Origin of the sequence: Vibrio sp. HS-50-1, from assembly GCF_024747315.1 — a bacterium.
Lineage (GTDB): Bacteria > Pseudomonadota > Gammaproteobacteria > Enterobacterales > Vibrionaceae > Vibrio > Vibrio diabolicus.
Genome location: NZ_JAMPZF010000048.1, coordinates 24,732 through 50,294, shown reverse-complemented (window position 1 = coordinate 50,294; position 25,563 = coordinate 24,732). Strand labels below are relative to the sequence as shown.

Sequence of the window (25,563 nt, the reverse complement as noted above, 5' to 3'; positions counted from 1 at the left end):
GTAAACGGCGTATTATCTCTCTGACACGGTTAACTTACTCACCAGATATGACAGAAAAATGGCAATCAAGTTCCCTATATTATCTGTCACTGAATCTTAATAATGATTCCTGAAAAATTTTGCAAGTAAGATATCAATTGCCCATCACTTTCAGCCGAGTAACTCTTTTCGCGTTCGTGATCGCAGTTGTGTGCGACCCAATTAAGGCTGGATTCGCTGCTGATATTGCTGACGGTACTCGCGTGGCGTAAGCCCTTTATACGTTTTGAAGTGACGATTAAACAGGGCTTGGTTTCGATACCCTACTCTCTCAAACACAATTCCAATCGGCAAAGGCGTTGATTGCAGCAAATCTGCGGCATGATTGATCCGCAATTTCATTAGGCGTTGGCTAAACGGCTCTTTAAAGTGCTTTTGAAACAATCTTGTGACCGCACTTTCACTCAGCGATAAGTAGTTCGCCAAGTCTGCGAGCGTCACCTTAGTTGCAAAGTACTGTTCGAGATACGCGTTGACACTTGCCACTCGTTCTCTTTCCTGTAATTCGTGTTCACTCATCGATAAGTAAGAGTGAGTCATCAGTGTTTTCGCCCCTTCGTCGTGAGCAATCAGAGACAAAACATGGAGAAATCTCGATAGTTGCTCCATTGCAGGAAACGTCATGAGCTCATGCAGAAGATCCACAACGTGCTGAGCTGTCCGCTCAGAAAACACTACACCTTTGTTGGCCGCCTTTAAAAGCGGATCAAGCTTTCTAAGCTCTGCGCAATAGAACATCAAATTGGCAATCCACTCACGCTTAAACCAAATCACATGAGTCTCGCACTTGCTTTCGACCAATGTGGAGTGAATTGAATGAGGCACACCAGGCGCGATCAATAGCATTTGGTTGTGAGTCACTTCTAATTCGTGATGACCAATATGCAAACTGCCAGTGAAGTGGCGATGGATGACTAATTCAAACACATCATCGTGAAAATGGAGATCGTACTCTTTTTCTGGCTCATCAATGCGACGATAGCGCCAAGAAAAACCTGGTCTTTGCGGTACTTTTTCGATGTGTGCCATTGGCTACTCCACAAAATAGTATTGTTTCACGCTCAAATAATATCAGTATTGCCAGCTTAATCTTCATCACGCCGAAATAGTATTGATATTAAGCGGCATACTATCAACTTTGTGTCGTCACGCTCCTTATTGTTGCCTTGAAAGACAAGATAACTAAGGAGGCTTTCATGAGTCACTTCACTGTCAAGCTACGCCAAGTCCTGCACAAAACACGTGATGAATGGGCAACATTCGCCATCAAAGAAATGGAAATTCCACCTGACACTATCGCCAAATTTTATGGCTACAAATCGAGTTGTGATCTTGAGCAAATTCTTAAACAGGATGAAAACGACACCAACTCGGACATTTGCTCGATACCTTGTGCGACATCTCTTACAAGCAATGTAAGCAAAACGACCATCATTGACTAAGACAAAATCGAAAAATCAATATAAGCCATTGAAAATTATCACTTATACCATTTCAAACAATATTCGCTGCCAAAGTTTTTTTACCTAGCTAATTGAGGGTAATCAGCAAAACATCAATACTGATTGTGTCGACAGGATGTTGGCGGGAACAGGAAAAAAGCCTAATGGACTAGGTATCTTCAGGATGAAGATTTGGTAGCTTAGGATGAGTTATCAGCAAGGATGTAGTTAAGCTCTAGGATAGAGTTCGCCCGTCAGGATGATAGGCAAGAATGGACACCGCTAGGAAGGCGATGAACAAGGAACTCGGTTAAAGGACTTAGCCACAATCAAGGATAGATGCAGGGAGCACCTATAGTAGCCGGATTGCTGCGAAAGAGAATAAGCCCCGTCTGGGAAACCAGGCGGGGTTTTATTTTGTCTGCTATTTATTATTCGCTAGGCACCTAATTCTCTTGCGTCGATTTATTTCGTGCCGTGCTATCATTTTCTCTACGTCTTTCAGCAAGCTCACAGCAAATCTCACATTATGCTTAATCCTGTTTGGTTACATACATTTAAGACATTGATTGAAGTCGGTCATTTCACACAAACGGCAGAAAAACTTTTTATGACCCAACCTGGTGTCAGCCAACACATCAAAAAGTTAGAGCAAAGTTGTCAGCATGCGCTGATCAAACGTGAAAACAAAAGCTTCGAATTAACAGAGCAAGGTCGGATTGTTTACGCCTACGCGCTGGAGTTAGAAGAAAGCGAGAAAGCGTTGCTCGAAGAACTCAGTTTTGATGATGCATTTTCAGGTCACTGTAAACTGGCCTGTTCTGGCGCAATGGCATTGATGCTGTATGGCCCTCTTTTAGAAAAGCAAAAACAGCACCCAGGCTTATCGCTGCATTTAGAAGCCGCACCCAATCACTCGATTCTCAATGCAATAACGGAAGGAAGCATTGATATTGGTATCGTAACTGATGTTCCTCACAAAGGTTTATTTCACAGTGAAAGAATTGGTAAGGAACAGTTGTGCTTAGTCCTACCTAATCAATACCGCGAAAAGCAGATAACACCACAACTCTTGCACGACTGTGGTGTCATTGCCCATCCTGATGCCAAGCACTACATGACGCTGTTTTTTGACCAATGCGCGGAACAAGAGCTCCAAGAAATTAAGATGAGCGATTTACCATTATCCGGCTACGTGAATCAATTAAGCCAAATTTTACTACCTGTGAGTAAAGGACTCGGCTTCACCGTGCTGCCTCAAAGTGCTGTCGACAACTTCCTACAAAAAGATACCTTGCACATCGCACAACTGAAAAACACCGTGTGTGAAGAGTTATTTTTAGTTCGCAAACGCAGTCGTGTTCTACCACTGCGCTATCAAACAATTAAAGATGTGTTATTGGACGTCATCACAAACTCAAAACAAACTACAGAATAGCCTAGCGTTTTAAACTCGTCGTAATCCGTTTGCTTAAAAAAGTCCACAGACAACTTCCGGCTTACAACGCTGAGAATGTCCGATGATTCAACAAATTATTTTTGTCGTAACGACGAGTTTTTTTCGTTTTCTTCTCGCGAGAAAAAAACCTAAGGTGCGCACCTCTAACAAAGTGGTTGTCCAACCACACATCTAAATCGTTGAAGTCAGTAGGTAATATCACCTAAATATCACATACCTGCTGCATTCTATACTCTATACTTATATTTTTAATTTGGTACTGACTTACTAAGGAATTGCCATGCGTATTGCTATTCTCTCTCGTAATGAGAATTTATATTCAACCATGCGCCTAAAACAGGCAGGTGAAGAGCGTGGACATCAAGTAGACGTCATCGATACTCTGCACTGTTATATGGACATTACGAGCAACAACCCTAAGATCCGCTATAAGGGTGAAGAATTGCCACAATACGACGCTGTGATTCCTCGCATCGGTGCATCCATCACATTCTACGGTACCGCGGTTGTACGTCAGTTTGAAATGATGGGCACATTTTGTGTCAACGAATCGGTCGCGATCAGTCGCTCTCGTGACAAATTACGCTCGTTGCAACTGTTATCGCGTAAAGGCATCGGCTTGCCGCGCACTGGCTTTGCTCACCACCCTGATAACATTCAGGACGTGATCAAAAATGTTGGTGGCGCACCTCTAGTGATTAAATTACTAGAAGGCACTCAAGGCATCGGTGTTGTGCTTGCTGAAACCAACAAAGCAGCAGAAAGCGTGATCGAAGCATTCATGGGGTTGAAAGCAAACATCATGGTGCAAGAGTTCATCGAAGAAGCTAAAGGCGCAGACATACGTTGCTTTGTTGTCGGTAATAAAGTGATTGCAGCGATGAAGCGCCAAGCGAAAGAAGGCGAGTTCCGCTCTAACTTACATCGCGGCGGCTCTGCACAGTTAGTGCGACTAAGCAAAGAAGAGCGCGCTACTGCGATTAACGCGGCAAAAGTCATGGGGTTAAACCTATGCGGTGTAGATATCCTTCAATCTAAAAACGGCCCAGTGGTAATGGAAGTGAATTCTTCACCAGGTCTTGAAGGTATCGAGCTCGCTACAGAAAAAGACGTTGCTGGTATGATTTTCGACTTTATCGAGAAAAACGCAAAACCACACGCAAACCGTACTCGTGGTAAAGGTTGATAATTGTTTGAGTGAGAGCCTGCTCAGTAGGCTCTCGTATTACTCATCGCTAGGATGACACTATGAATCAGAAAATGATCATTGGGAACGCCGAAGCTATTTGCTTACCTGAGTTAGGGATTACTCACCTTGAAGCGCGCATTGATACGGGCGCACAAACCTCTTCATTACATGTAGATAACATTGATTGTTTTGAAAAAGATGGTCAGTCTTACGTTGCATTCGATCTACACCCGGATGTTTATCACTTAGAACAAGTGGTTCGCTGCACAGCGAAGCTAAAGGCAAACCGTAAAGTTAAATCTTCAAACGGTACCTTTGAGCATCGCTGCGTTATCACCACCATGCTGCGCATGGGTGACAAACAATGGCCAATCGACATTACGTTGACCAATCGTGAAAAAATGACTTACATGATGTTGCTAGGCCGTCAGGGTATGGCAGACAAAGTGCTGGTCGACCCTAGCCAATCTCATTTATTGGCATCTTAACCCCGTAGCTTCAGATGAGTGATCGAGCGTCTTTGTTGAGCATCACTCATCTGGCTTTATCTTCGCCTACTTCCTACTAAATAGCGCAAACAACAATCCCTTCGCTTTGACCTTTGTAACGCGCCAATGGGTCATCGGCTTAGTTGGCGCAGTATGCAGAATGTGCTGATACGCTTTCTCATCAAAAGTCACCTCTCCCCCATGCGCCAAAAGCAAACATTGCGGATTCATCTCAAACACACGCTGTAATGATTGGCGATATTGGTTTGGATGAAATATGGGAAACGGCGCAATCAGGTGTTTCTTAACTTGCACCATCAAATCCGCCACATACAATACATCTTGTTCAGAATGATAAACCGACAAATCTCTATCGGTATGTCCCTGCGTTTCTAGTACCTGCCAATCATCAAACCCCGGAATACACTCTCCATCGATGAGTTCGATATCGGGCTTTAACTTGCGCGAATACCACAGGTTTTGCTTTGGTTTACGCATCCGGTTCGCCATCCAGCGCGCTAACATCAAATCGGTCAAATGCATTAGCCAACCGTCTACACCGCTATACCACTGGCTCTCTCGCTTTGCGGCCAATAGTTTACATCCAGTTAAATCACGCAGTTTGTGCGCGCCACCAGCGTGGTCTGGATGCATGTGAGTTACAACGACCAACTTTAGGTCAGAAAAAGGACGATGGAGTTGATGTTCAATAAAATCTTTAAGGTGAGGAATGTCTGCTCGACTTGCACCATCAAGCAACATTAATTTATCGGGATATTCGGCGAGATACATGGTCTGAATGTATCCCTGAATTCTGTGCAGCTGCAAAATATGTCCTTATTTGAGTGAGATTTTTCATGACCGCTTCCATGCTGGTCAGACCAACTATAACAGCTGAATGGACGCACTGGTAAACAAATGTTCACATCAACGCACGACAAGAAATCATAATCGAGATGATAGATTTTAATCATTAGACTCAGCGGCACTTTTATCCGTTAATGCGCGCACACGGAGTTCGTGTCAGGGTATGAGGTTAATGCCTCATGATTTGCTTTTTTGTACTTTTCCTTCTAGTTAATTAAGGACTTAAGTACATTTTTGTGAGAATCGAGTTGGAAAAAGCAACTAAATTAGACCGCATCCGCGCGGACTACAACGTTCACTACTGGAGCCAAGGTTTCTACGGTATTGATGACCAAGGCGAGGTTTACGTATCACCTCGTAGTGATCGTGCACATCAAATCCCTTTCAGTGCCATTGTAAACGAGCTAGAAGCGAAGCAGTTAAATCTGCCTGTATTAGTGCGCTTCCCGCAAATCGTGCACCAACGTGTGCATGGAATTTGCCACGCTTTCAACCAAGCAATTGAAGAATACCAATATCCAAACAAATACCTGTTGGTGTACCCAATTAAAGTAAACCAACAACGTGAAGTGGTGGATGAAATTCTAGCGAGCCAAGCTCAACTAGAAACCAAACAGCTTGGTCTTGAAGCGGGTAGCAAGCCAGAATTGTTGGCAGTACTTGCATTGGCTCAACAAGGCAGCTCCGTGATCGTGTGTAACGGCTACAAAGACCGTGAGTATGTGCGTCTTGCACTGATCGGTGAAAAGCTGGGCCACAAGGTATTCATCGTACTAGAGAAGCTTTCTGAGCTGGATCTGGTGCTAGAAGAAGCGAAAAGCTTGGGCGTAAAACCGCGCCTTGGTTTGCGTATTCGCCTCGCCTCTCAAGGTGCGGGGAAATGGCAAGCAAGTGGCGGTGAAAAATCGAAATTTGGTTTGTCTGCATCGCAAGTGCTTAGCGTTATTGAACGCCTGAAACGCGAAGGCAGCCTAGATGCGATGCAATTGGTTCACTTCCACCTTGGCTCACAGATGGCAAACATCCGTGACGTACGTAATGGTGTGAATGAGTCCGCACGTTTCTACTGCGAACTGCGCGCACTGGGTGCAAACATCGAATACTTCGATGTGGGCGGCGGTTTGGCAGTCGACTACGACGGCACACGCAGCCAATCATCGAACTCGATGAACTACGGCCTTGCAGAGTACGCACGTAATATCGTCAACACAGTGGGCGACGTGTGTCAGCAATACGAACAACCGATGCCAGTGATCATATCTGAATCCGGTCGTTCACTGACAGCGCACCACGCTGTGTTGATTTCTAACGTAATTGGTACAGAAACATACCAACCGGAAGAAGTGCATGAACTTGGCGCAGATGCTCCACTTTTACTACAAAACATGTGGCGAAACTGGGAAAACTTACAAGATGGTACAGACGCTCGCGCGTTAATTGAGATCTACAACGATACCCAAAGTGATTTGGCAGAGGTACACTCTCAATTCGCAACTGGCGTGCTTAACTTGGAGCAACGTGCGTGGGCAGAACAACTGTCACTGCGCATTTACTTCGAACTAAGCCGCAAGATGAGCACTAAAAATCGCTTCCACCGTCCGATTCTGGACGAGTTGAGCGAACGTCTTGCAGATAAGTTCTTCGTGAACTTCTCTCTCTTCCAATCTCTACCAGATGCTTGGGGTATTGATCAGGTGTTCCCTGTTCTACCACTTTCTGACCTTGGCGATGCGGAAGAGCGTCGTGCGGTAATGTTGGATATCACCTGTGACTCTGATGGCGCGATCGATCACTACGTTGATGGTCAAGGCATCGAGAGCACGCTACCTGTACCAGCTTGGAGCAAAGACAAACCATACCTAATGGGCTTTTTCCTAGTAGGCGCATACCAAGAAATCCTTGGTGACATGCACAACCTATTTGGTGACACCCACAGTGCAGTAGTCAATGTTGATGAACACGGTCAATTTGAGATCAGTTACATCAATGAAGGTGATAGTGTAGAAGACATGATGCGCTACGTTCATATCGACGTGGATGCGATTCGTGACAATTACAAACAATTGGTTTCCCAAAGAGTTGAAGCCAATGAACAAGCACAAATCCTAGCAGAACTAGAACAAGGTCTAGCGGGATACACCTATTTAGAGGACTTCTGATATGAATGATTTGTTTACTAAAACCGATTATTCGCTTTACTCCAACTCTATGTCGTTTTTACGTCTACCGTACATTCGTAATCCGGTATCGGCAGACGCAGACGTTGTGGTGCTAGGGGTTCCTCTGGACATGGCTACATCTGGTCGTCCAGGCGCACGCATGGGGCCAGATGCGATTCGCCGTGCCTCAGTCAACTTGGCATGGGAAGGTAAGAAGTTCCCGTGGGACTTCAACGTATTGGATAAGCTGAAAGTGATCGACGCGGGTGACCTCGTGTTCGATTGCGGTGATGCGGAAGATTTCACTTACCGTCTAGAGGCAGCAACCAGTGAAATTCTAAAAAGCGGTAAAACCATGTTGGGATTGGGCGGTGACCACTTCATCACACTGCCTATCCTGCGTGCCTACGCGAAGCATCATGGTCAAATGGCTCTGATTCACTTTGATGCTCATACGGATACCTACGCAAATGGCAGTTCATACGACCACGGTACGATGTTCTACCATGCGCCGAAAGAAGGCTTGATCTCTGCGAAGAACTCCGTACAAATCGGTATTCGTACTGAATACAAACAGCAGGATCACGGCTTTAATGTGATTAATGCGATGCAAGCGAATGACATGTCGGTGAACGAGATCTTAGAAGAGATTCGTCGTACCGTCGCAGATAAGCCAGTGTATGTTACTTTTGACATCGACTGCTTGGACCCAGCCTTCGCGCCGGGAACAGGTACACCCGTTTGTGGTGGCTTGAACTCAGACAAAGCACTGAAGATCATTCGTGGCTTAGCCGGTATGAATATTGTGGGTATGGATGTTGTAGAAGTATCGCCTCCGTACGACCACAGTGATGTTACCGCATTAGCGGGAGCAACCATCGCGCTAGAAATGCTTTACACATACGCATCTGGCCGAGAATAAACATAATCATTTCTAAGGGAGCTTCGGCTCCCTTTTTGTTCATGGTGCCTTCTGCAGTCTTTTCTTCGTTCGAACTATGTCTTGCTCTGGCTAACCAAAACAATTCTTCTCACCTCAGTTTTAACCATAAAAACCAATGACCTATAAGTGGATTTACATTCACAACAAATAAGAGATTTAACGTAATTCAACAAAGAAAAGCAGCCTATTTCCGAATGCAAATTCAGATTATTTTTTCTAATGCATATTATAGATTTTTATCTTGCTCAACTTCACACTTTTCGATTGCTAATTGTACACGCAAAGACTAATATCTCGCGCAAATAGCCCCGTAACACCAAAAGTTTGTTGGCACTCTGCATTAGAGCGCTAAGGGTTTTTACGTCTTAAATTTTTTGGAGAGATACGCAAATGTCTGCTTCGTTTCCATTAGCGAAACTTACCTTTTTAATCGCAATATTGACTGCCGTGGGTCAAATGACCCAAACAATGTACGTGCCTTCAATCGGTCATATGGCGGGTGAGTTTTTGGTGTCTGCGTCATCACTTCAAGCTGTGATGGCTTGTTACCTAATTCCATATGGCTTATCGCAATTCGTGTACGGTACGTTATCGGACCGCTTAGGTCGCAAGCCAATCATCATAGCAGGCCTACTTATCTACATCGTAGGTACATTGGTGGCGCTCTTTGCACACCAATTTGAATGGTTCTTGATTGGTAGTTTCATCCAAGGTTTAGGTATTGGCTGCGGTGGTGCGATGTCACGTACTCTGACTCGCGACTGCTTTGAAGGTTCTGAGCTACACAGAGCAAATAGCTTAATCAGCATGTGTGTGATTTTCTCACCATTGTTGGCTCCCGTACTTGGCGGCTACTTAACCGAAGCGTTTGGCTGGCGCTCTAGCTACCTATTCTTAGCGCTGTTTGGCATTGCAGTGGTGATTACCATGATGACCAGCATGATGGAGACGCTACCAAAAGAGAAACGCAAGTTCGAACCAGTAGCCAAAAGCTACAAACACGTTTTGTCTGACCGCCGCTTCCAAGGCTTTTTGATCTGCCTAGTTGCGACGTTTGCTGGCGTAGGTGTGTTCGAGGCAGCAGCTGGGGTATTGCTAGGTGGTGTATTGGCATTACCAGCAACAACGGTAAGTTTGCTGTTTATCTTACCGATCCCGGGTTACTTGGTGGGTGCCGGCTTATCTAGCTACATCGCGCAGCGTCGCACTGAGCGTCGTGCTTTAAATGTGGGCTTGGTGTCTATTTTTGTTGGCTCTGCTATTGTGCTCATCCCTGGCTTGTTTGGTTTAACCACGGCGTTAACGCTGGTTGGTGGCGCAACCGTGTACTTTTTGGGTGCGGGTATCCTATTCCCAGCCGCAACAACCGGAGCAATTGCGCCATTCCCATACCATGCAGGAACAGCAGGCGCGACATTGGGTGGCATGCAAAACTTGGGAGCAGGTATTGCGACTTTACTCGCGTCACTATTTCCAGCGCATAACCAGATGCCACTGGGTGTTTTGATGATGGCAATGTCGGTAATTGCAATGCTTGGGCTCATGTGGGTAAATCGAGCGCACAACCACTCAAACGAAGTTCCGCAAGTCATCTGATTATTATCGACTAACATTCAAAATCCAAAAGGGACACACTAAACTAGTGTGTCCCTTTTTTCATATCACACTATATCGATTTACCGATGAGAATGATTTAACTTTCGAATTGATATTTGTTAAAAATAACAGCTGCTTACACAATGTGTTTTCAGCTCCCTTCAAATTGAGTAGCCAACTCGGAAATATTGAGAATTCTCACTTTTTCGGCACACCCCATAACAAAGAATGGACAACTGAAAACCACTAACGAAATGAAAGCCCAGCCCTCAGGATGAGGTCACTTGGGTGTATAATAAGGACAAAAACAGATGCGTTTCACTTTAACTACGTTGGCCGTCTCGGTCGCGCTTGTCGCCGGATGCAGCAATCAAGGAACTCCCAGCATGACTCAATACTCCCAATCACAGATCGTTGCTCAACAAACTCAAGCTCCGGTTGCGAAAAAAGTCCCTCACGCGATGACTATTCATGGTGATACTCGCGTTGATAACTACTACTGGATGCGTGACGACGAGCGTAAAGATCCGGAAATTTTGCAGCACCTAGAGCAAGAAAATCAGTATGCGGAAACCGTTCTCAAGCACACTGAAGCTCTTCAAAATGAGCTATTTGAAGAAATTAAAGGTCGTATAGCAAAAGACGACAACTCCGTTCCTGTGCGTAAAGGCAACTACTTCTACTCAAGTGAAGTGACCGGAGATAACGAATACGAAGTTCATCTTCGAGCGAAAGACTTTGCAGGCAAAGACAAGCAAGTCATTTTAGATGTCAATGAACTTGCAAAAGAACATGAGTTCTTCAGTATTGGCGGCTTGTACGTTAGTCCGAATGAAAACTTACTAGCGTATGGCGAAGATACATTAAGCCGCCGCGTTTACACTCTTAAGATCAAAGACCTGAAAATAGGCAATTACCTACAAGATGAAATCGAAGGCGCCTCAAGCGCGATTGCATGGCAGAACGATAACAACGCCTTTTACTACATCAAAAAAGATCCACAGACCTTGCTGGGCTACCAAGTGTATCGTCATGTTTTAGGCACGCCACAAAGCAGTGATGAGTTGATTTTTGAAGAAACCGACAGCGCCTATTACACCTCACTAAGCAAAAGCAAAGATGGCGAAGATATTTATATCTGGCATTCCAGTACAGAAACCAGCGGCGTCTCCATCATCGATGCGAACAACCCTAAAGCAAAGGCGAAGCCTTTTTATCCTCGTGAAAATGGCATTGAATACAGCATTTCTAAGCTAGGCGATTGGTATTACATTTATACCAACTATCAAGCCGTGAACTTCCGTTTGATGAAAGTTAAGCAAGAAGAGATGCACGATCGCTCTAAGTGGCAAGACGTGATTGCCGCAGACGACAACACTCAACTTGTCGACTTCGAGCTATTCGATGATCACCTCGTCTATGAGCAGCGCTCTAACGGTCTAGCAAGCGTCACTGTGCGTCAGCTCTCAACAGGAAAAGAACTCCCCCTCACATTTAATGACGATGCGTTTGCTGCCTATTTTACAGGCAACCTAGAGCTGGATAACGAGAAAGTTCGTATTTATTACAGCAGTTTAACCACTCCAGGAACCTACTACGATTTCGATCTAAAAACGGGCAAGTCAGAAATCATGAAGCAAACACCTGTACTTGGTGATTTTAATCCTGACAATTACCAATCAGAACGCATTATGATCACAGCCCGTGACGGTAAAGAAGTACCCGTTTCTTTGGTGTATCGTAAAGACTTATTTAAGAAGGATGGTACGAATCCACTCTACCAATATGGTTATGGATCTTATGGCGCAACCATTGAGCCAACTTTCCGCTCGACACGTTTGAGTCTATTAGACCGCGGCTTTGTTTACGCCATCGCTCATATCCGTGGATCTGAAATGCTTGGCCGACCTTGGTATGAGGATGGTAAAAAACTCACCAAACAGAATACCTTCAACGACTTTATTGATGTGACTAAAGGTTTGGTTGAACAAGGCTATGGCGAGAAAGATAAAGTCTTCGCTGTTGGTGGCTCTGCAGGTGGTCTCTTAATGGGGGCTGTCATCAACCAAGCACCAGAACTGTATCGCGGTATCGGTGCACACGTTCCGTTTGTGGACGTGGTAACCACCATGCTCGATGAATCGATTCCATTGACCACCAATGAATATGATGAATGGGGTAACCCAAACAACAAAACATACTATGACTATATGTTGAGTTACTCGCCTTACGACAACGTTAAGGCACAAAACTACCCGAACATGTTGGTAACGACTGGCTTGCACGACTCTCAAGTGCAGTACTTTGAACCAATGAAGTGGGTCGCCAAACTTCGTGAAATGAAGACAGACGATAACGTCTTGTTGTTCAAAACCGATATGGAAGCCGGACACGGCGGCGCATCTGGTCGATTTAAGCGCTTGAAAGAAGATGCGTTAGAGTACGCGTTCTTCCTCGATTTACTCGATAAAAAATAAGCGTATTAATAGAACTGCATCTCTAACAACAAAAATGCCCGCAACTTGCGGGCATTTTTTATAGACGCGCTCTCTAAACAGAGAGTTGGGGTACCTAAGCACATCATTACCAGTGTCTCTTATAGCCAACGGAAAGCAGAAAGAAAAACGCCTACTCACAACGAGTAGGCGTTAACACAATAAATGTGTTTAGGCAGTAGAAACTGGCCTATTTATTAGAAGTAGTAACGAGCACCTAGAGTCCAGTAGTCGTTCTCTTCGCTAGTGTAATCGTTACCTAGGTCAAACTGGTAAGCAGCAAACGTTACGAAAGCAGGAGTTACAGCGTACTCTGCTTGTAGCGCAGTTTCGCTTGAAACTGTCTTGTTGTCTTCTTCGTCTTCTACGCCTTCGTAGTTAACGCTGAATGTCCAATCATTCACGCCGTATGCCAAAAGAGCTTCAAGTTGAGAAGTCTCTTTACGCATGTCGTAGAAGTAATCGTTCATACCGTATACTACTGCTGCGTATAGACCTGAACCGTACTGACCGTAGTTTACAGAGAATAGGTGTGATTCAGCGTTCTTAGTACCTAGAGTCGCGTTTTTAACATCACCGCCGCTGTATACGTAGCCTAGGCCAAAGCCAGCTACAGAACCGCTCAGTGCAACTTGACCACGTTGCTCGTATGTTGTTGCATCTGAAGTTTGCTCACCTTGCCAACCTAGACCTAGGTTGAAAGCAAAGCCTTCACCAAATTCAAAACCTTTACGGTAGCTAAGCATTTTATCAGCACGAGCTGAGCCTAGGTTGCCGTGGTTGTCGTACAAAAAGTCGTTCGCAAACGCGATTGGTAGATCCGCAACACCAGCGACATCGTAGTAAGGTGACCATTGAGTACCTGCAACAAGGCGACCGTACTGCTCGTGAGTTGCACCGATGTAACCTAGACGAGTTTTGAATGACTGTTCACCACCATTTAGGTAGTTAAGCGCCCATTCGCCTTTAGCGTCGATAGTGATACCGTTGCCAATGTCTTTCTTACCCGCGACGTTAATACGTGGAGACACTTGATGAACTTTCACATCTTCCTCGTAGTACTCACCCACGCCAACTGAAACGTGACCGCCGATCGATAAAGATGTACCATCGCTGTTATAAACTTCTGCTGCGAAGGCCTGTGAACCACATGCTAGTGCCGCCACTGCAACGGCTAGAGTTTTCATTTTCATTGTTAACATCCGTATAGTTGTTTGTACCGGTTCGCTTAGAGACAGATTAAATCCGAATCAATCGCAACGAACACATAACAAAGTAGTAATGAAATAGAAATGAAACAAACACTTTCTTATGCAACCAGTGGTATTAATACTCACATTTTGAACTAAGTCACAAAAAAATAGGGAACTTTTCATTCCCCATCATAAAATCTGTGGCTTTTTACGTGTCACATCTCCCAACGTGCGAGTGGCTTCTCAGTTTTGATACCCTTACTGCCCCAGCGGTCAATAACATCAATTTGCAGTATACGACTCGGTTTAATAAGCGATGTCAAGGTTTTCGACGGTCGTTTATCCGTCACTAACCATAGCGTTTTATCTTGTTCAAACTGAGCTTTTAAAGATAATTTGTCTTCTTCTGTCCACTCGAGTTCTGGCTTAAATTCGCGCCCAACCACAAACAATTGGTTGCCAGAGGCAAAGTCCTCTAGTGACTCACTCATCAGTACCACTGAATCGATGCCTTTATCGAAGATCTCTGCCTGTTGTTGGTTGATCAGTTCACGCACATTGAGCATAAAAGCCTGTTGATTCGTTTGAATCGCCTTTTGGTGTTCAGGATATACACGTTGTAGATCCTCTCCAACAATGCCCGCCATTCGGATTAAGTTTGTAGGGTTCAGCCACGCGTACTTCGATGTTGACCCGTTTTCCAATGTCAGTGCTGCAACTCCTTGAGCTCTAGGAGAAATGGCCTGCGATGCATCGATTTCAATCAAGTGAATGTTGCCCTGTCGAGCGTAAACATAAGTCGGGTCTTGTTTCCAAATCGCACCAAGAGTAATAGCAACCGTCGCGGCTTGACCCGCTTGCTTAACTTGCTCTGTACCTTTATTTGCGAACCAGTTCTCAAGACGCTCAACGCCGTAACGCTTTGGAGGCAGATACTGAGTCTCTATCCCTGTACCTTTCATGAGTTGCTCAGACAACATGTACGTGACGGGAGTGCTGGTTAAAATGTCTTTGGCGCTTGCCAACGATGGAAGTGTCGTCGCTATAACCAAACCAAAAGTTATCGCTAATTTTTTTATCTTCATGTTCATTACTTTATAAAAAGGGTTACGCTTTTTGGATAATTCGGTAAACCGTTGCTGTTAGGAAAAAGGCCGCAGAAACAATGATGATGGATGCGCCTGATGGCACTGGTAGCTCAAGCTCCATCGGCAGTATGGTTCCGACTAAACACGCAATGGTTGCCAATAAAGAAGAAAGGAGAACGAAACTGCCCATGCGTTTAGTCAATAACCTAGCCGTTGCACCAGGAATCAGTAGCAATGCACCAACCAATACCGCGCCAATAATCTTTACCGCGGCGATGGTGACCAAGGTGATCATCATGACAAATAAGTAATCATAAAAGCTGGTATTAAAGCCGCGTACACGTGCAATATCCGGGCTGATACAAGTCAGCAAAATGCGGTTAAACGTAGGAATAAGAAGCAGTAATATGATCAAACAACTGATCGCTAAAATAAGGATATCGTTGTCCGTCACAGTCAAGATCGATCCGAACAACACGTTCTCCAACATGTGAATGTTGATCTTACGAGCGACGTACATTAACAGCGCAGCACCAACCGCTAACGCTAGTGCAAGAAAAACCCCAACCAGTGTATCGTAAGGTACATTGGTACGATTACGAACAAAGTGAAGCAACAGCGCAAAAATCATACAAAAGCTAAACAAGCCGATGATCGGATTCTCTGGCGGCTCACCGAGCAACACACCAATCGCGATTCCGGTAAGCGCAGCGTGCCCAACCGCTTCAGAGAAAAAAGCCAGTCGCTTGGCGATGACTAATGTCCCAAGACCACCAAGTAATGGTCCTAATATCAACGCAGCCACAATTGCGTTCACCATGAAGGCATAAGAAAAGCTATCGCTTAACCATCCAGCTTCAACGCCGCTAACCGCTAACTCTCGTAACCAATCCATTATGCAGCCTCCACTTTTGCTGTGTAGTGCTTAAATAATGTTTCTATACGATCAGGGCTTAGCACATCTGAATGGTGACCTGACGCCACAATTTGACGATTTACGACATGGACCTGAGCATCTAAACGGCGCACTGCGGTCACGTCATGGTGTACTGCCAGTACCGTTTTGCCTTCTCCAACGACTTCATGAATCAAACCTTCAAGATACCGAACACCTTGCTCGTCCATACCAGTTGTAGGTTCATCTAAAACCAATAAATTGGGCTCATCCAGTAAAGCTTGCGCAAACAAAACACGCTGTTGCTCACCGCCAGAGAGTTGCCCCATACGACGATCGCAACGCGTTGCCATGCCCACGCGATCCAGCTGGGCCAGGGCATGTTGAGTTTGTTTAGTTTTACGTCGCCAAAATAGAGGGATACGGGTTTGATTAAGCAGCACAAAATCCATCACGGTTAACGGGAGGCTTGCCTCGAACATCGCCTTTTGTGGTACATATCCTATCTTACCCGATGCAGCTGATTGCTCTGGCCAATTGAGTGCAATGTTTCCCGAAAATGGTGTTAGCCCAAGTATCGAACGAAGCAAAGAGGTTTTCCCACCACCATTCGGCCCCATGATAACGTGGCATTTAGCGCTCTCGAATTCAGCGCTGATGTTCCGCAAAATAATATTGTCGGCGTATTTTAGGCCCACGTTACTTAAGGAAACGGAAGGTCCAGTCATTACGCCTTTTCCCCTGCTCGCTTGCTCGCAACAAACTTCATTGCCTCAATGAGCGTTTCCACGTTATCTCGCATCTCAAGTTCGACTTTATCAGCCTCATACTCACCGTGAGTCATGTGAGAAAAGCGATAAAGCTGCACCCCAGTCGCCTCTTCGATAGTATCAACAAAACGGTTCGGCATATTGAGCTCATAAAACAGCACATCAATACCCGATTCACGAATTTTCTCAATCGTTTCCTGCAACTGACTGGCACTTGGTTCAACACCATGAGCAGGCTCAATGACAGCTGCGACGTCAACACCAAATTCCTGAAGGATATAACCGTAAGCATTATGGGTTGTCGCCACCTTCATACCAGCCGTGTCCAACTCTCCAAGAGACAACATTGCATCACGCTTCATCAGGCGGAAAGTTTTCGCGTATTTACGAGCATTTTGGCGATAAAAAGTAGCGTTGTCTGGGTCCAGTTTACTTAGCTCACTCGCGATGGTGTAAACCTTTTGAATAGTGGTCGATAGACCAACAAAGGTGTGAGGGTTCACTGCACCTTGACCAACTGACTGCCCCATCGCCGGTAACAGAGGCACTTCTTTGTTTGCTTCGATAACCACGAGATCATCACGCTGAGAGGCTTTGATCACTTTCAGTGCAAAATCGTCATGACCAATACCATTGATCACTATCGCATCCATTTCATTCAAACGCTTAAGATCATTGGGTTGCGGTAAATAGTTATGAGGGTTAAAACCAGCATCGACCAGAGGAATGATGTTCGCCTTGTCATCAACAACAGCTTTGACATAGCTGTAATAAGGTTGAAGCGTAATACCAATACTGAGTTTATCGGCAGCAAAGCCAGTAGAAGACACCGTCAATAACACGGTGGCTGTAAGAATACGACGTAAAAGAGAGCGTTTGATCATAGTAGTTATCAATTATGTTGTCTTAATGGGCGTGAGAATGGGAAGAAGAGGAATCTGACAGAACGATTTGTTGCCAGCCATGCTGGCGGCGTTTTGCTAGATCGCTTAGTACCTCCGCATTTAACGATCGGCTAGAATCACTAAACCAAATATCAGCTTGAGAGCCACGGCTATCCAGAAGCATAGAGGCAGAACCTTGGGCATTTTTCTTCATGCCAATGTAGACTCCGTCATCGATTCGTTTCCACTGATGAGACCCTTTGCGCTTCCAATTTTGGTCTTTTACGAATGGAGCAATCCAAAGCGCCTCCATGTCAGAGACCTCAGGCCAAGTTCCAGTTTCTAGCTGCAAATCACGAATCTCTTCATGAGCAAGCTTAAGTTCCGCGATCAAACCCAACTCGTTTTGATGTAAGTCCGTGATTAAAACTTGATGAGCCTGTATGTCTGACTTTTCAGTCGCAACCTGATGATGGGGCATAAGTATGGCTGCAAAACCGAGAATCGCTGCGATAGTCAGTGCGACCCACTTTCCTTCTCGGTTACCATCATCGGGACGAACTTTCTGTACACTCATTTCTCTTTCAGCTCAACGATATCCACTTCCACCGGGCTTTCATGTCCGGCATCAAATACCAAATAGAAATCTGTTTCAGGGTGAGTAAATTCTGCGATGGAACGCTTATCTGTTTTTTCTTTGGCGATCAGATTGTCGTCGTAATCGTACATTTCGACATCGTAGTCGACCGCTGTCGATCCATCCGAGTAGCCCGCTTCACAAATCACTTTATCTTGCGCCAAGTGACAACTCATCAGAGGGAAGTGTGCAGCAGCGTGAAAAGAAGCAAATCCAGAAAAAAGCAAAGCAGCTTTTAGAAGAGAAGTGTTATTCATGATGATTCCAAAATGGCCCAGCGATTGCTGAGCCTAATTCGATTAGTTAAGTTGAGTTTCAAACGTAAGGTGAACATTGGCACTCGCTTTATCCGCCAATGGATTATCTTTTAATTCACCTTTGTAGTTCGCTTTCATTAAGTAGCGCCCTGCGACCTCTGGCGTGAAGATCACTTTGCCATCTTTATCACTCACCACATCGATTTGTTCTTGATGGTTTCGGTACATGGTGCCTTCACGTGTGATCTCCGCTGTGACGCCCTCTTGTGGCTCACCATTGAAGAAAAACTGGAAAGTGACTGGTTCACCTTCAATGATGTCCGATGGATGCGTGACTGGCTTCATCTCCAGCATTTTGCCTTCAATCTCCAACGCTTTGTCCGTTGGCATACCAACCGTAATGTAGCTTTCTGCTCGGGTGTAGCTTAGTTGCGTAACCACATCACGTGCTTGCTCGGGAAGCACATCACCACGCTCAGCTTTGTTTGCTCGAGCCCACTTCACCGTATCACGACGACCCGCTTTGTATTGGGTGTAGTAGCTCGGCTGATTATTGATCGCGACTTTGTGCGTGCCTTCTTCCGTAAAAAAGAAATCAAACATAGAACGACGTTTGCCACGAACAACAAAGTTAGGACGCTCAGAACGGCCATCCGGCATCACCACGAACGCTTGGTCACTACCCGCAGGCTTATCAAAAACAAACGTCCCGTGAGAAGCAGTAACATCAAATGTCAGCCAGTCACCGCCTTCTTTTGAAACCGTAAAGTGAGAAGGCAGAACCCAACGTGGATGCGCTTGTGCGGTGGTTGTTGCAGCCAATCCCATTGCCATTACACTCGCCAATGCCACTGCTTTCATTTTGGTTTTCATTGTTGTGTCCTTTAATCACTTAACTTGATAATTGACGGTGATGACACCCGTCTCTTGAGTTGGTTTAAGCTCATAGCGCACTTCACTGTCCGCTAGCGTTATTTTTTGACGTAAGTAGTTACGCCCACCGTGTTCACGAACGACTTCGACGTACAATGTGTAATTTCCCTGCTCCAAACGCTCCCCTGCGTCATTGGTTCCGTCCCAAACAAAACGGTACTGTCCAGCAGGGCGCGTTGCTGACGTCACCGCATCAACAAGTTCACGATCATAACGACCCGCTTTTCTCCACCAGCTGCGTAGATCTTTTAACCATTCGTCTTTCCCTACCCATAACTGAATGGTTTTAACCGGTTTACGCTGATCGTTTTCAACCCACACCGCCACATAAGGGCGTGCGTACATTGAAGTGTCTATCTTTGGAAGTTCGAATTCGAAATCGATCTTCGCGTTATCTGGTAGAGGAGCCGCAGAAAGAGAGAAAGGAGCAAAAGCCGCGATCAAAGCGGCTTTACAAAAGTGATTGCGGCGGAAAAATCTTCCTGTGTTCAACATAAGTGTTCTCTAAAAAAGCTGTTATGGAACAGCAACAAAATAAATCACGAGCGACAGTAACGTACCAAAGCTCATCCATTGCATTGACGTTCTAAGCGTCTTCTTCTTAGGCAGTAATAAGCACACACCTGTTAGAACAAAAAACACCATCAAAAGCGCAGTGACGTCGATAAACCACTTCCAAATCCCACCACTGTTGCGACCTTTATGTAGATCGTTCAACAACGCCACAATACCGTAGTGCGTCGTTTCAACATCTGCCGCACCAGTAGTCATATCAATAAAGACCGTAGCGTTATAACCCGGGCCTTTAAAATCCATAGACAGCTCTCCGAGTAACAACTCACCTTGCTCAACTTCGGTATACACATCTAATGCGGAGGGAGTACCGCGAAGCTCGGTTTCCTTAGTCAAAAAAGCCACCAGTTCTTCACGATTAGGTTGAAAAGTATCTGAATGTGAGAGTAGAACTGAGTGCGGAACCGTCAGAGTATGTTGTTGAATGATAGGTTCACTGCGTTCAAACAATTCGGGGCGATTGAGGGTAATACCAGTTACTGCAAAAAACAGCGTAACTAAGAGAAGAGCCATCGAAATATAGATATGTAGGCGGCGAGCCCAAGTTTGAACACCTTTGCTTTTAAGCAGCATAGAAACAATCATCACCAATAAATGTGGGACATAATTTAGGTGATAATCATTCGTATTGGCATTTAATTTACATTGTTTACTTTAGACAAAAAAATACCCGAGACTGAGCTCGGGTATTTAATAAAAATGTTCGCTATGAGTTTTGCGTCGATTCTACTTTGCGTAGCTGTGATAGATACTTAACCCAACTTTTTGCCTGATTCGACGGTTTAATCTCATTCGCTCTTTTGGCATTAGCGAGTGCATCGTCAAACCGCTTAAGTTTGTAATAAGCGCGAGTTTTGATAAGTGCGACATCCGCTTTACGACCGCTGACCTTATCGAGCGCGGCAAGGGCATCTTTATAGTGGCCTTCTTGCACCAATAATTGAGAATAGTTCCAGTAATACTGTCGGTCTAACTGAGCAGCAACACGCCAACTATCGATAGACTCTTCCCACTCTTTTGCCATTTGCCAATACGTCGCTTGCTGAGCTTTCAGTTTACTATTCGAGTTTACATCCTCTAGCTCGTTCATCACTAACGCAGCTCTCTCAGGAATACCTCGTTTCGCGTACAATTGTGACAGCAGCTTTAAGTCATCTTGGCTAAGTTGTAACCCTTTCAGTTTTGCCAACGCCAAAGAGTCCAGAGCACGTTTGTTGTCATCAACACGCAGGTAAAGAGCAACAAGCTGACGCCACCATTCAATTCGCTCAGGTTCAATCGCGATCAAGCGTTTGATGGTCGAGATTGCCGGCTTCCACTTTTTCAGTTCTAGCTCAGCAGAAAGCTTTATCGACAATGCGCCAAGCTTGTCTGGCTGACCAAACTTCTCATAACGAGCCATTGCTGAAAGCACTTTCTGCCACTGACTCAGTTGATAATGAGATTGGGAAATACGCAGCCATAGCTCATGCGCTTTTTGACCTTTAGGAATGTTTTTGCTCAAGGCATAGTAATGAGGTAACGCCTTAGAAAAGCGTTGCTCGTTCAGCAGTATATCTGCCAACATTTTTCGGGTTTGCCATGCTTGCTCATCTTGTAGCAAACCACTATTGACTGCCAACTCAAGTTGCTTAATTGCTGCTTGAGTTTGCTCATTCTGCCAGTAAAAAATACCCAACATTCGAGCGACATAAGCTTGGTCATATCCACGAGAAAGCTCCATAGCTTCAAGAGATGAAATCGCTTCTTTTAGTTTCTCCTCTTGAGCCAAGTTGTGTGCTCGTTGAACTCTCGCGGCAGTGTATTGGCTTAACTCACTGGCAATGGTTGAAAGTGCACTCAGGCTTAATACCGTACCGATTAGGAATTTTTTCATCATTTGGCTAACTTGAACTCCACTTTAGCGGTTTGTCCATACTGCTCAATTGACACACCATCCTCAACTTTTGGCTGATACTTCCATTTTTTAAGCGCACGGATTGCTTCCCTTTCGAACATACGCTGTGGCTCAGCCTCGATCACTTCAATATCTTTTGGTCGTCCCGTAGCGTCGATCGTGAAACGCATAATGACATAGCCTTCAACTCTACGTTTCAGCGCCTTACTAGGATAGCGAGGATCAACACGATACAACGGCAGTGCTTGTTGGTTGCCCATTGTTCCCTTCAAGTTTGGCGCACTGATCGCGATACCTTCAAGGGCAGTGTTCAAACCTAAAGCACTGACTGGCGTCATCTGGCTCATTGGCTCCATTTGAGTGTCAGCTTGAGACAGATCCATTGGCTCCGGCGCTTGGGGTGGTTCTGGTTGCTCCGGCACTGAACGTTGACGACGCTGCACGTCTGCTTCATTCTCTACCATCACCATATCAAAACGAACCGCTTCCGAAGCTTCTGGCGCACGCTGGTTGCCTTTATCAACCATCCACGCCATAAAGCTAAACAGGCTCACAGAAATTAACAATGATGCTGGTAGTGCAAGTAACAGCCTGCCCATTAAGGTTTCTCCGCCGCCAATGCGATGTTTTTCACGCCCGCCGCTTTTGCAGCGTCCATCACTTTCACGACAGTGCCATTATAAGCATGCTCGTCAGCTTGGATAACTAACGAAGCATCAGGCTGATCAAGTAACAAGTGCTCAATAGAGGCCTCAACACGCTCAATATCAACCACTCGTTTGTCGATGTACACGTCATTTGCTGCCGTTACCGCGATAAAAATGCCCGCATCTTTTTGGCTTACCACATTAGAAGCCTGAGGGCGGTTCACGTCTACACCGGATTCACGTACAAACGAACTGGTCACAATGAAGAAGATCAACATGATGAAGACGATATCAAGCATCGACGTTAAATCGACTTGAGCTTCATCTTGTTGGTTAGGTCTGCGTCCGAGTCTCACTTTTGACTCCTTAAAGATTGTTCTAACTGGATAGCTTTTCGTTCACACACTTTGCTAAGGCGAGCATGAATAAACATGCCCGCCAGCGCTGCTACCATACCCGCCATGGTTGGCAGCGTAGCAAGTGAGATACCAGAAGCCATCAATTTTGGATTGCTGCTGCCTTGCGATGCCATTACGTCAAATACCGTAATCATGCCCGTCACCGTCCCTAACAACCCTAACATTGGGCAAACCGCCACAAGTAGCTTAATGGTCGATAGGTTTTGGCGCAGTTCGATTTGCGCTTTTGCAATCCATCCTTCACGGATTTGATGTGCGTACCAAGAGTGGTGCTCTGATCTTGCTTGCCACTGCTCACAAAGCTGTTTCTTTACCCCAGGGAAAACCGTTGTGAGATAAATAACTCGCTCCATAACCAACAGCCAGCACACCGCCACGACGGCAGCCAGCCACCATAGGATTTGGCCACCTTGCTGCATAAAGCTCATCAAGGTTGTGGCCCAATCCTCACTGATCAAACCCAATGTGTTGAGTAGGATCTGCTCCATTACGCTGCGTTCTCCGCTAAGGTGTTAGAGTGACTTTTGTTGCTCGGCATATCACGCTCAGCTTGTTCTGCAACTAAACCGATACCTTGCTTTTCTAAGATACTGCGAATATTTTCTGCTTGAGAGCTCAATACGTTGTGCGCCAATAACAATGGCATGGCTGAAACAAGGCCAAGTACAGTAGTTACAAGCGCCATCGAAATACCACCCGCCATTACTTTCGGATCACCATTACCAAATTGAGTGATGACTTGGAAGGTTTCGATCATACCCGTTACCGTGCCCAATAGACCAAGCATAGGAGCCAGCGCAGCAAGAAGCTTCAGCATCGACAACCCTTTTTCTAGGTGGGTTTGCTCATCAACAACGGCTTCCAAAAGACGTAGCTCTAACGCTTCTACGCTGCGATGCTTATCTTTCTGATACACCGCAAGCACACGACCCAAAGGGTTGTCTCCTGGCTGTGCTGGAGTTTTCAGTTGCTTCATGATTTTCTGGCGCGAAATCATCAGAGATGCACCACGAACGAGAGCAATCAATAGGCCGATAGCTAATAAACCAAGAATGATTTTACCGACAACGCCGCCTGCATTTAGGCGATCAGCCAAAGTCGGTGAGTTTGCGAGCTGCTCAAGAAGAATGCCGCGTGACGGGTCAATGACAAGCGCATCAATGTCACCAGAGGAAATAGTATTCGCTGTTGGACCGCTTTCAGGCTGACGAAGATAGTTTACCGCATCTCCGCGTTGACCATTCCACTTAACGTAGCCAGTGTCATGCAGCAGCGCCATAGAACCAAGACGAACACCATTAACCGTTTGTTCACGACCTTCGCCATTTAGCAGTGTGAAAGAGACGTTTGCCATCTCACCACTTGCTTTGATTTGTTCTTCCATGCTGTGCCACATCGCCTGAAGTTGGGTCAACGTTGGCAGTGATTTAGCCGCAACAATAGCATCGATATCTTTCTGATATGAGTTTGCATCTACACCCGTTACTGAGCTCTTGAGCTCTGACTCTAGCTCTTTTGCGTTCTGGCGAACGACGCCAAATAGCTCACCTAAGCTCCCGGTTTCTAGACGTAGCTTTTCTTCTAGCTGCGCCAGTTCCGCTTCGTTTTCACCGAAAGTAACACTTAATGAATCCGCTTCTGCTTGAAGAGCCGCTCGCTCTGCGGCCAATTTATTCTTTATAGCCTGTAGCTCTTGCTCTGTTTTCTTAAAACCTGATTCACGCGTGACATTGTGCGATTGCTGTTGACGATTTTCTTGCTGCGCCTTTTGTAACAACGCATCACTAGCAACAGTTGTATGAGGCATTAATGCGGCTGTCGAGATTAGTGCAACCGATAACCATTTTTTCATCATTTATTTGCCCTCCGCAGCGGTTAACGACACTGGCAGAGTTAACATACTCGGCGCGATCTGTTTATTCGCCATAGCGAACGCTTTATCTAGCTCTGATTTTTGCTCAGAACCCACTTGTTGCCATACTTGTTGTTGCTGTGACCAGCTCCAGAATGTCTCACCAGATAAGCTACGTGCTACCAAAGACAAACGCCCTAAATAGAGAATGTCCGCCTCCACAGCTTCATTGTCACCCAGGTTAATCTTGCCTTGGTAAACGCCAAGCTTGGTGCCGTAATCCATTTCAATTTGGTACGCTTCTAAAATACGACGAAACTTCTCTGCATCCGCAACGTCTGCACGCGTCATCATGGAATCCAGCTTTGCAATTCGTTCCTCACGTTGCGCTTTGCGTATAGGTTTGTCGTTAGCAACGAGCGCTTTTAAGCCTTCAAGCATGTGATACATCAAAGGCACGACACCTTGACGAGTTTGAGCAATCTGCTCAATTTGCTCGTTCAAGCTATCAACTTCTTGATTTTGGCTCTCAACAAGGCTTGCAAGATGATCGCGATAAATCTTCAAGTTACCGACTTCCTCTTGCAGCTGCTCAATTTCAGCTTCTAGAGTAAGTGATTTTTCTGCGCTTGCATCAATACGTTTTTGGCTTACCGCCGACGACTGGTTTGTTTTACTCTGCACAGCTTGTGCATCGTTTAAGTTCGCCGCGTGAGCGGGAATCAAAACCGATGATATCAACAGAGCGATACTTGATTTCATTAGATTCATACGAGTTATATTTCTGTGTTCCAAAAACGACCAAAGGGGAAGACTACCCTTCCCCTTTAATAATCAAATT

At 45.4% G+C, this 25,563-nt stretch carries 26 protein-coding genes; 8 read left to right on the top strand and 18 right to left on the bottom strand.

Annotated elements, in window-relative coordinates; genetic code table 11:
* Positions 1–201: 201 nt before the first annotated feature.
* A complete protein-coding gene (locus tag NDJ01_RS19595) occupies positions 202–1,068 on the bottom strand; it encodes an AraC family transcriptional regulator (RefSeq protein WP_085344215.1) in 867 nt (288 codons plus the stop codon).
* A 167-nt stretch (positions 1,069–1,235) separates the two neighbouring features.
* Here NDJ01_RS19595 and NDJ01_RS19590 point away from each other — a divergent pair, with 167 nt between their 5' ends.
* The 4 genes from NDJ01_RS19590 to NDJ01_RS19575 all read left to right on the top strand — a co-directional run bounded on the left by NDJ01_RS19590 (position 1,236) and on the right by NDJ01_RS19575 (position 4,617).
* Positions 1,236–1,481 (top strand): hypothetical protein, encoded by a 246-nt coding sequence (locus tag NDJ01_RS19590; RefSeq protein ID WP_145534216.1) that lies wholly within the window; start codon positions 1,236–1,238, stop codon positions 1,479–1,481.
* Positions 1,482–2,010: 529 nt separating this feature from the next.
* On the top strand, positions 2,011–2,919 hold the full coding sequence (locus tag NDJ01_RS19585) for a LysR family transcriptional regulator (protein WP_258587186.1): 909 nt from the start codon (positions 2,011–2,013) through the stop codon (positions 2,917–2,919).
* A 301-nt stretch (positions 2,920–3,220) separates the two neighbouring features.
* The gene (rimK, locus tag NDJ01_RS19580) at positions 3,221–4,126 is read left to right on the top strand and encodes a 30S ribosomal protein S6--L-glutamate ligase (protein ID WP_005393586.1); all 906 of its coding nucleotides are present in this window, start codon (positions 3,221–3,223) and stop codon (positions 4,124–4,126) included.
* 62 nt (positions 4,127–4,188) lie between these two features.
* The gene (locus NDJ01_RS19575) at positions 4,189–4,617 is read left to right on the top strand and encodes a RimK/LysX family protein (RefSeq protein WP_005393584.1); all 429 of its coding nucleotides are present in this window, start codon (positions 4,189–4,191) and stop codon (positions 4,615–4,617) included.
* A 66-nt stretch (positions 4,618–4,683) separates the two neighbouring features.
* Here the strand turns inward: NDJ01_RS19575 and NDJ01_RS19570 are convergent, their stop codons facing one another.
* A complete protein-coding gene (locus NDJ01_RS19570) occupies positions 4,684–5,409 on the bottom strand; it encodes an MBL fold metallo-hydrolase (RefSeq protein WP_258587566.1) in 726 nt (241 codons plus the stop codon).
* Between the two features lie 323 nt (positions 5,410–5,732).
* Here NDJ01_RS19570 and speA point away from each other — a divergent pair, with 323 nt between their 5' ends.
* The 4 genes from speA (at position 5,733) to NDJ01_RS19550 (ending at position 12,659) form a co-directional block, all read left to right on the top strand.
* Positions 5,733–7,643 (top strand): arginine decarboxylase, encoded by a 1,911-nt coding sequence (speA, locus tag NDJ01_RS19565; RefSeq protein ID WP_405054851.1) that lies wholly within the window; start codon positions 5,733–5,735, stop codon positions 7,641–7,643.
* A gap of 1 nt (position 7,644) precedes the next feature.
* Positions 7,645–8,565 carry an agmatinase gene (gene speB / locus NDJ01_RS19560; RefSeq protein ID WP_025612040.1) on the top strand — a complete coding sequence of 307 codons (921 nt, stop codon included), beginning with the start codon at positions 7,645–7,647 and terminating at the stop codon, positions 8,563–8,565.
* Positions 8,566–8,976: 411 nt separating this feature from the next.
* A complete protein-coding gene (gene emrD / locus NDJ01_RS19555; protein ID WP_257897538.1) occupies positions 8,977–10,182 on the top strand; it encodes a multidrug efflux MFS transporter EmrD in 1,206 nt (401 codons plus the stop codon).
* Positions 10,183–10,493: 311 nt separating this feature from the next.
* Entirely contained in the window at positions 10,494–12,659 is a 2,166-nt protein-coding gene (locus tag NDJ01_RS19550; protein WP_258587184.1) for a S9 family peptidase, read from the top strand.
* A gap of 215 nt (positions 12,660–12,874) precedes the next feature.
* Here the strand turns inward: NDJ01_RS19550 and NDJ01_RS19545 are convergent, their stop codons facing one another.
* The 16 genes from NDJ01_RS19545 to NDJ01_RS19470 form a co-directional block, all read right to left on the bottom strand.
* Entirely contained in the window at positions 12,875–13,870 is a 996-nt protein-coding gene (locus NDJ01_RS19545; RefSeq protein ID WP_257888863.1) for a porin, read from the bottom strand.
* Between the two features lie 215 nt (positions 13,871–14,085).
* Positions 14,086–14,955, bottom strand: a complete 870-nt coding sequence (locus NDJ01_RS19540) for a metal ABC transporter solute-binding protein, Zn/Mn family (protein ID WP_114323503.1) — start codon at positions 14,953–14,955, stop codon at positions 14,086–14,088.
* A 22-nt stretch (positions 14,956–14,977) separates the two neighbouring features.
* Entirely contained in the window at positions 14,978–15,853 is an 876-nt protein-coding gene (locus NDJ01_RS19535; protein WP_005393560.1) for a metal ABC transporter permease, read from the bottom strand.
* A complete protein-coding gene (locus NDJ01_RS19530) occupies positions 15,853–16,581 on the bottom strand; it encodes a metal ABC transporter ATP-binding protein (RefSeq protein WP_047007958.1) in 729 nt (242 codons plus the stop codon). Before NDJ01_RS19530 ends, NDJ01_RS19535 begins: the two co-directional genes overlap by 1 nt.
* Positions 16,581–17,507: a metal ABC transporter solute-binding protein, Zn/Mn family gene (locus tag NDJ01_RS19525; RefSeq protein ID WP_047007957.1), complete on the bottom strand. Its 927-nt coding sequence runs from the start codon at positions 17,505–17,507 to the stop codon at positions 16,581–16,583. The genes NDJ01_RS19530 and NDJ01_RS19525 overlap by 1 nt, the downstream gene beginning before the upstream one ends.
* Before the next feature lie 22 nt (positions 17,508–17,529).
* Positions 17,530–18,084 carry a DUF6162 family protein gene (locus tag NDJ01_RS19520; RefSeq protein ID WP_047007956.1) on the bottom strand — a complete coding sequence of 185 codons (555 nt, stop codon included), beginning with the start codon at positions 18,082–18,084 and terminating at the stop codon, positions 17,530–17,532.
* The gene (locus NDJ01_RS19515; protein ID WP_046873904.1) at positions 18,081–18,401 is read right to left on the bottom strand and encodes a hypothetical protein; all 321 of its coding nucleotides are present in this window, start codon (positions 18,399–18,401) and stop codon (positions 18,081–18,083) included. The genes NDJ01_RS19520 and NDJ01_RS19515 overlap by 4 nt, the downstream gene beginning before the upstream one ends.
* A gap of 42 nt (positions 18,402–18,443) precedes the next feature.
* Positions 18,444–19,274 carry a DUF4198 domain-containing protein gene (locus NDJ01_RS19510; RefSeq protein ID WP_258431765.1) on the bottom strand — a complete coding sequence of 277 codons (831 nt, stop codon included), beginning with the start codon at positions 19,272–19,274 and terminating at the stop codon, positions 18,444–18,446.
* Between the two features lie 15 nt (positions 19,275–19,289).
* Positions 19,290–19,829: a DUF2271 domain-containing protein gene (locus NDJ01_RS19505; protein ID WP_237309329.1), complete on the bottom strand. Its 540-nt coding sequence runs from the start codon at positions 19,827–19,829 to the stop codon at positions 19,290–19,292.
* A gap of 21 nt (positions 19,830–19,850) precedes the next feature.
* Positions 19,851–20,480, bottom strand: a complete 630-nt coding sequence (locus NDJ01_RS19500) for a PepSY-associated TM helix domain-containing protein (RefSeq protein ID WP_258488370.1) — start codon at positions 20,478–20,480, stop codon at positions 19,851–19,853.
* 133 nt (positions 20,481–20,613) lie between these two features.
* Positions 20,614–21,786 (bottom strand): hypothetical protein, encoded by a 1,173-nt coding sequence (locus NDJ01_RS19495; protein WP_134645355.1) that lies wholly within the window; start codon positions 21,784–21,786, stop codon positions 20,614–20,616.
* Positions 21,783–22,403, bottom strand: a complete 621-nt coding sequence (locus tag NDJ01_RS19490) for an energy transducer TonB (RefSeq protein WP_006741220.1) — start codon at positions 22,401–22,403, stop codon at positions 21,783–21,785. Before NDJ01_RS19490 ends, NDJ01_RS19495 begins: the two co-directional genes overlap by 4 nt.
* A complete protein-coding gene (locus NDJ01_RS19485) occupies positions 22,403–22,807 on the bottom strand; it encodes a biopolymer transporter ExbD (protein WP_258587183.1) in 405 nt (134 codons plus the stop codon). The genes NDJ01_RS19490 and NDJ01_RS19485 overlap by 1 nt, the downstream gene beginning before the upstream one ends.
* Positions 22,804–23,358 (bottom strand): MotA/TolQ/ExbB proton channel family protein, encoded by a 555-nt coding sequence (locus NDJ01_RS19480; protein WP_006741219.1) that lies wholly within the window; start codon positions 23,356–23,358, stop codon positions 22,804–22,806. The genes NDJ01_RS19485 and NDJ01_RS19480 overlap by 4 nt, the downstream gene beginning before the upstream one ends.
* A complete protein-coding gene (locus NDJ01_RS19475; RefSeq protein ID WP_193448164.1) occupies positions 23,358–24,725 on the bottom strand; it encodes a MotA/TolQ/ExbB proton channel family protein in 1,368 nt (455 codons plus the stop codon). Before NDJ01_RS19475 ends, NDJ01_RS19480 begins: the two co-directional genes overlap by 1 nt.
* A complete protein-coding gene (locus tag NDJ01_RS19470) occupies positions 24,726–25,493 on the bottom strand; it encodes a DUF3450 domain-containing protein (RefSeq protein ID WP_258587182.1) in 768 nt (255 codons plus the stop codon).
* Positions 25,494–25,563: the final 70 nt, after the last annotated feature.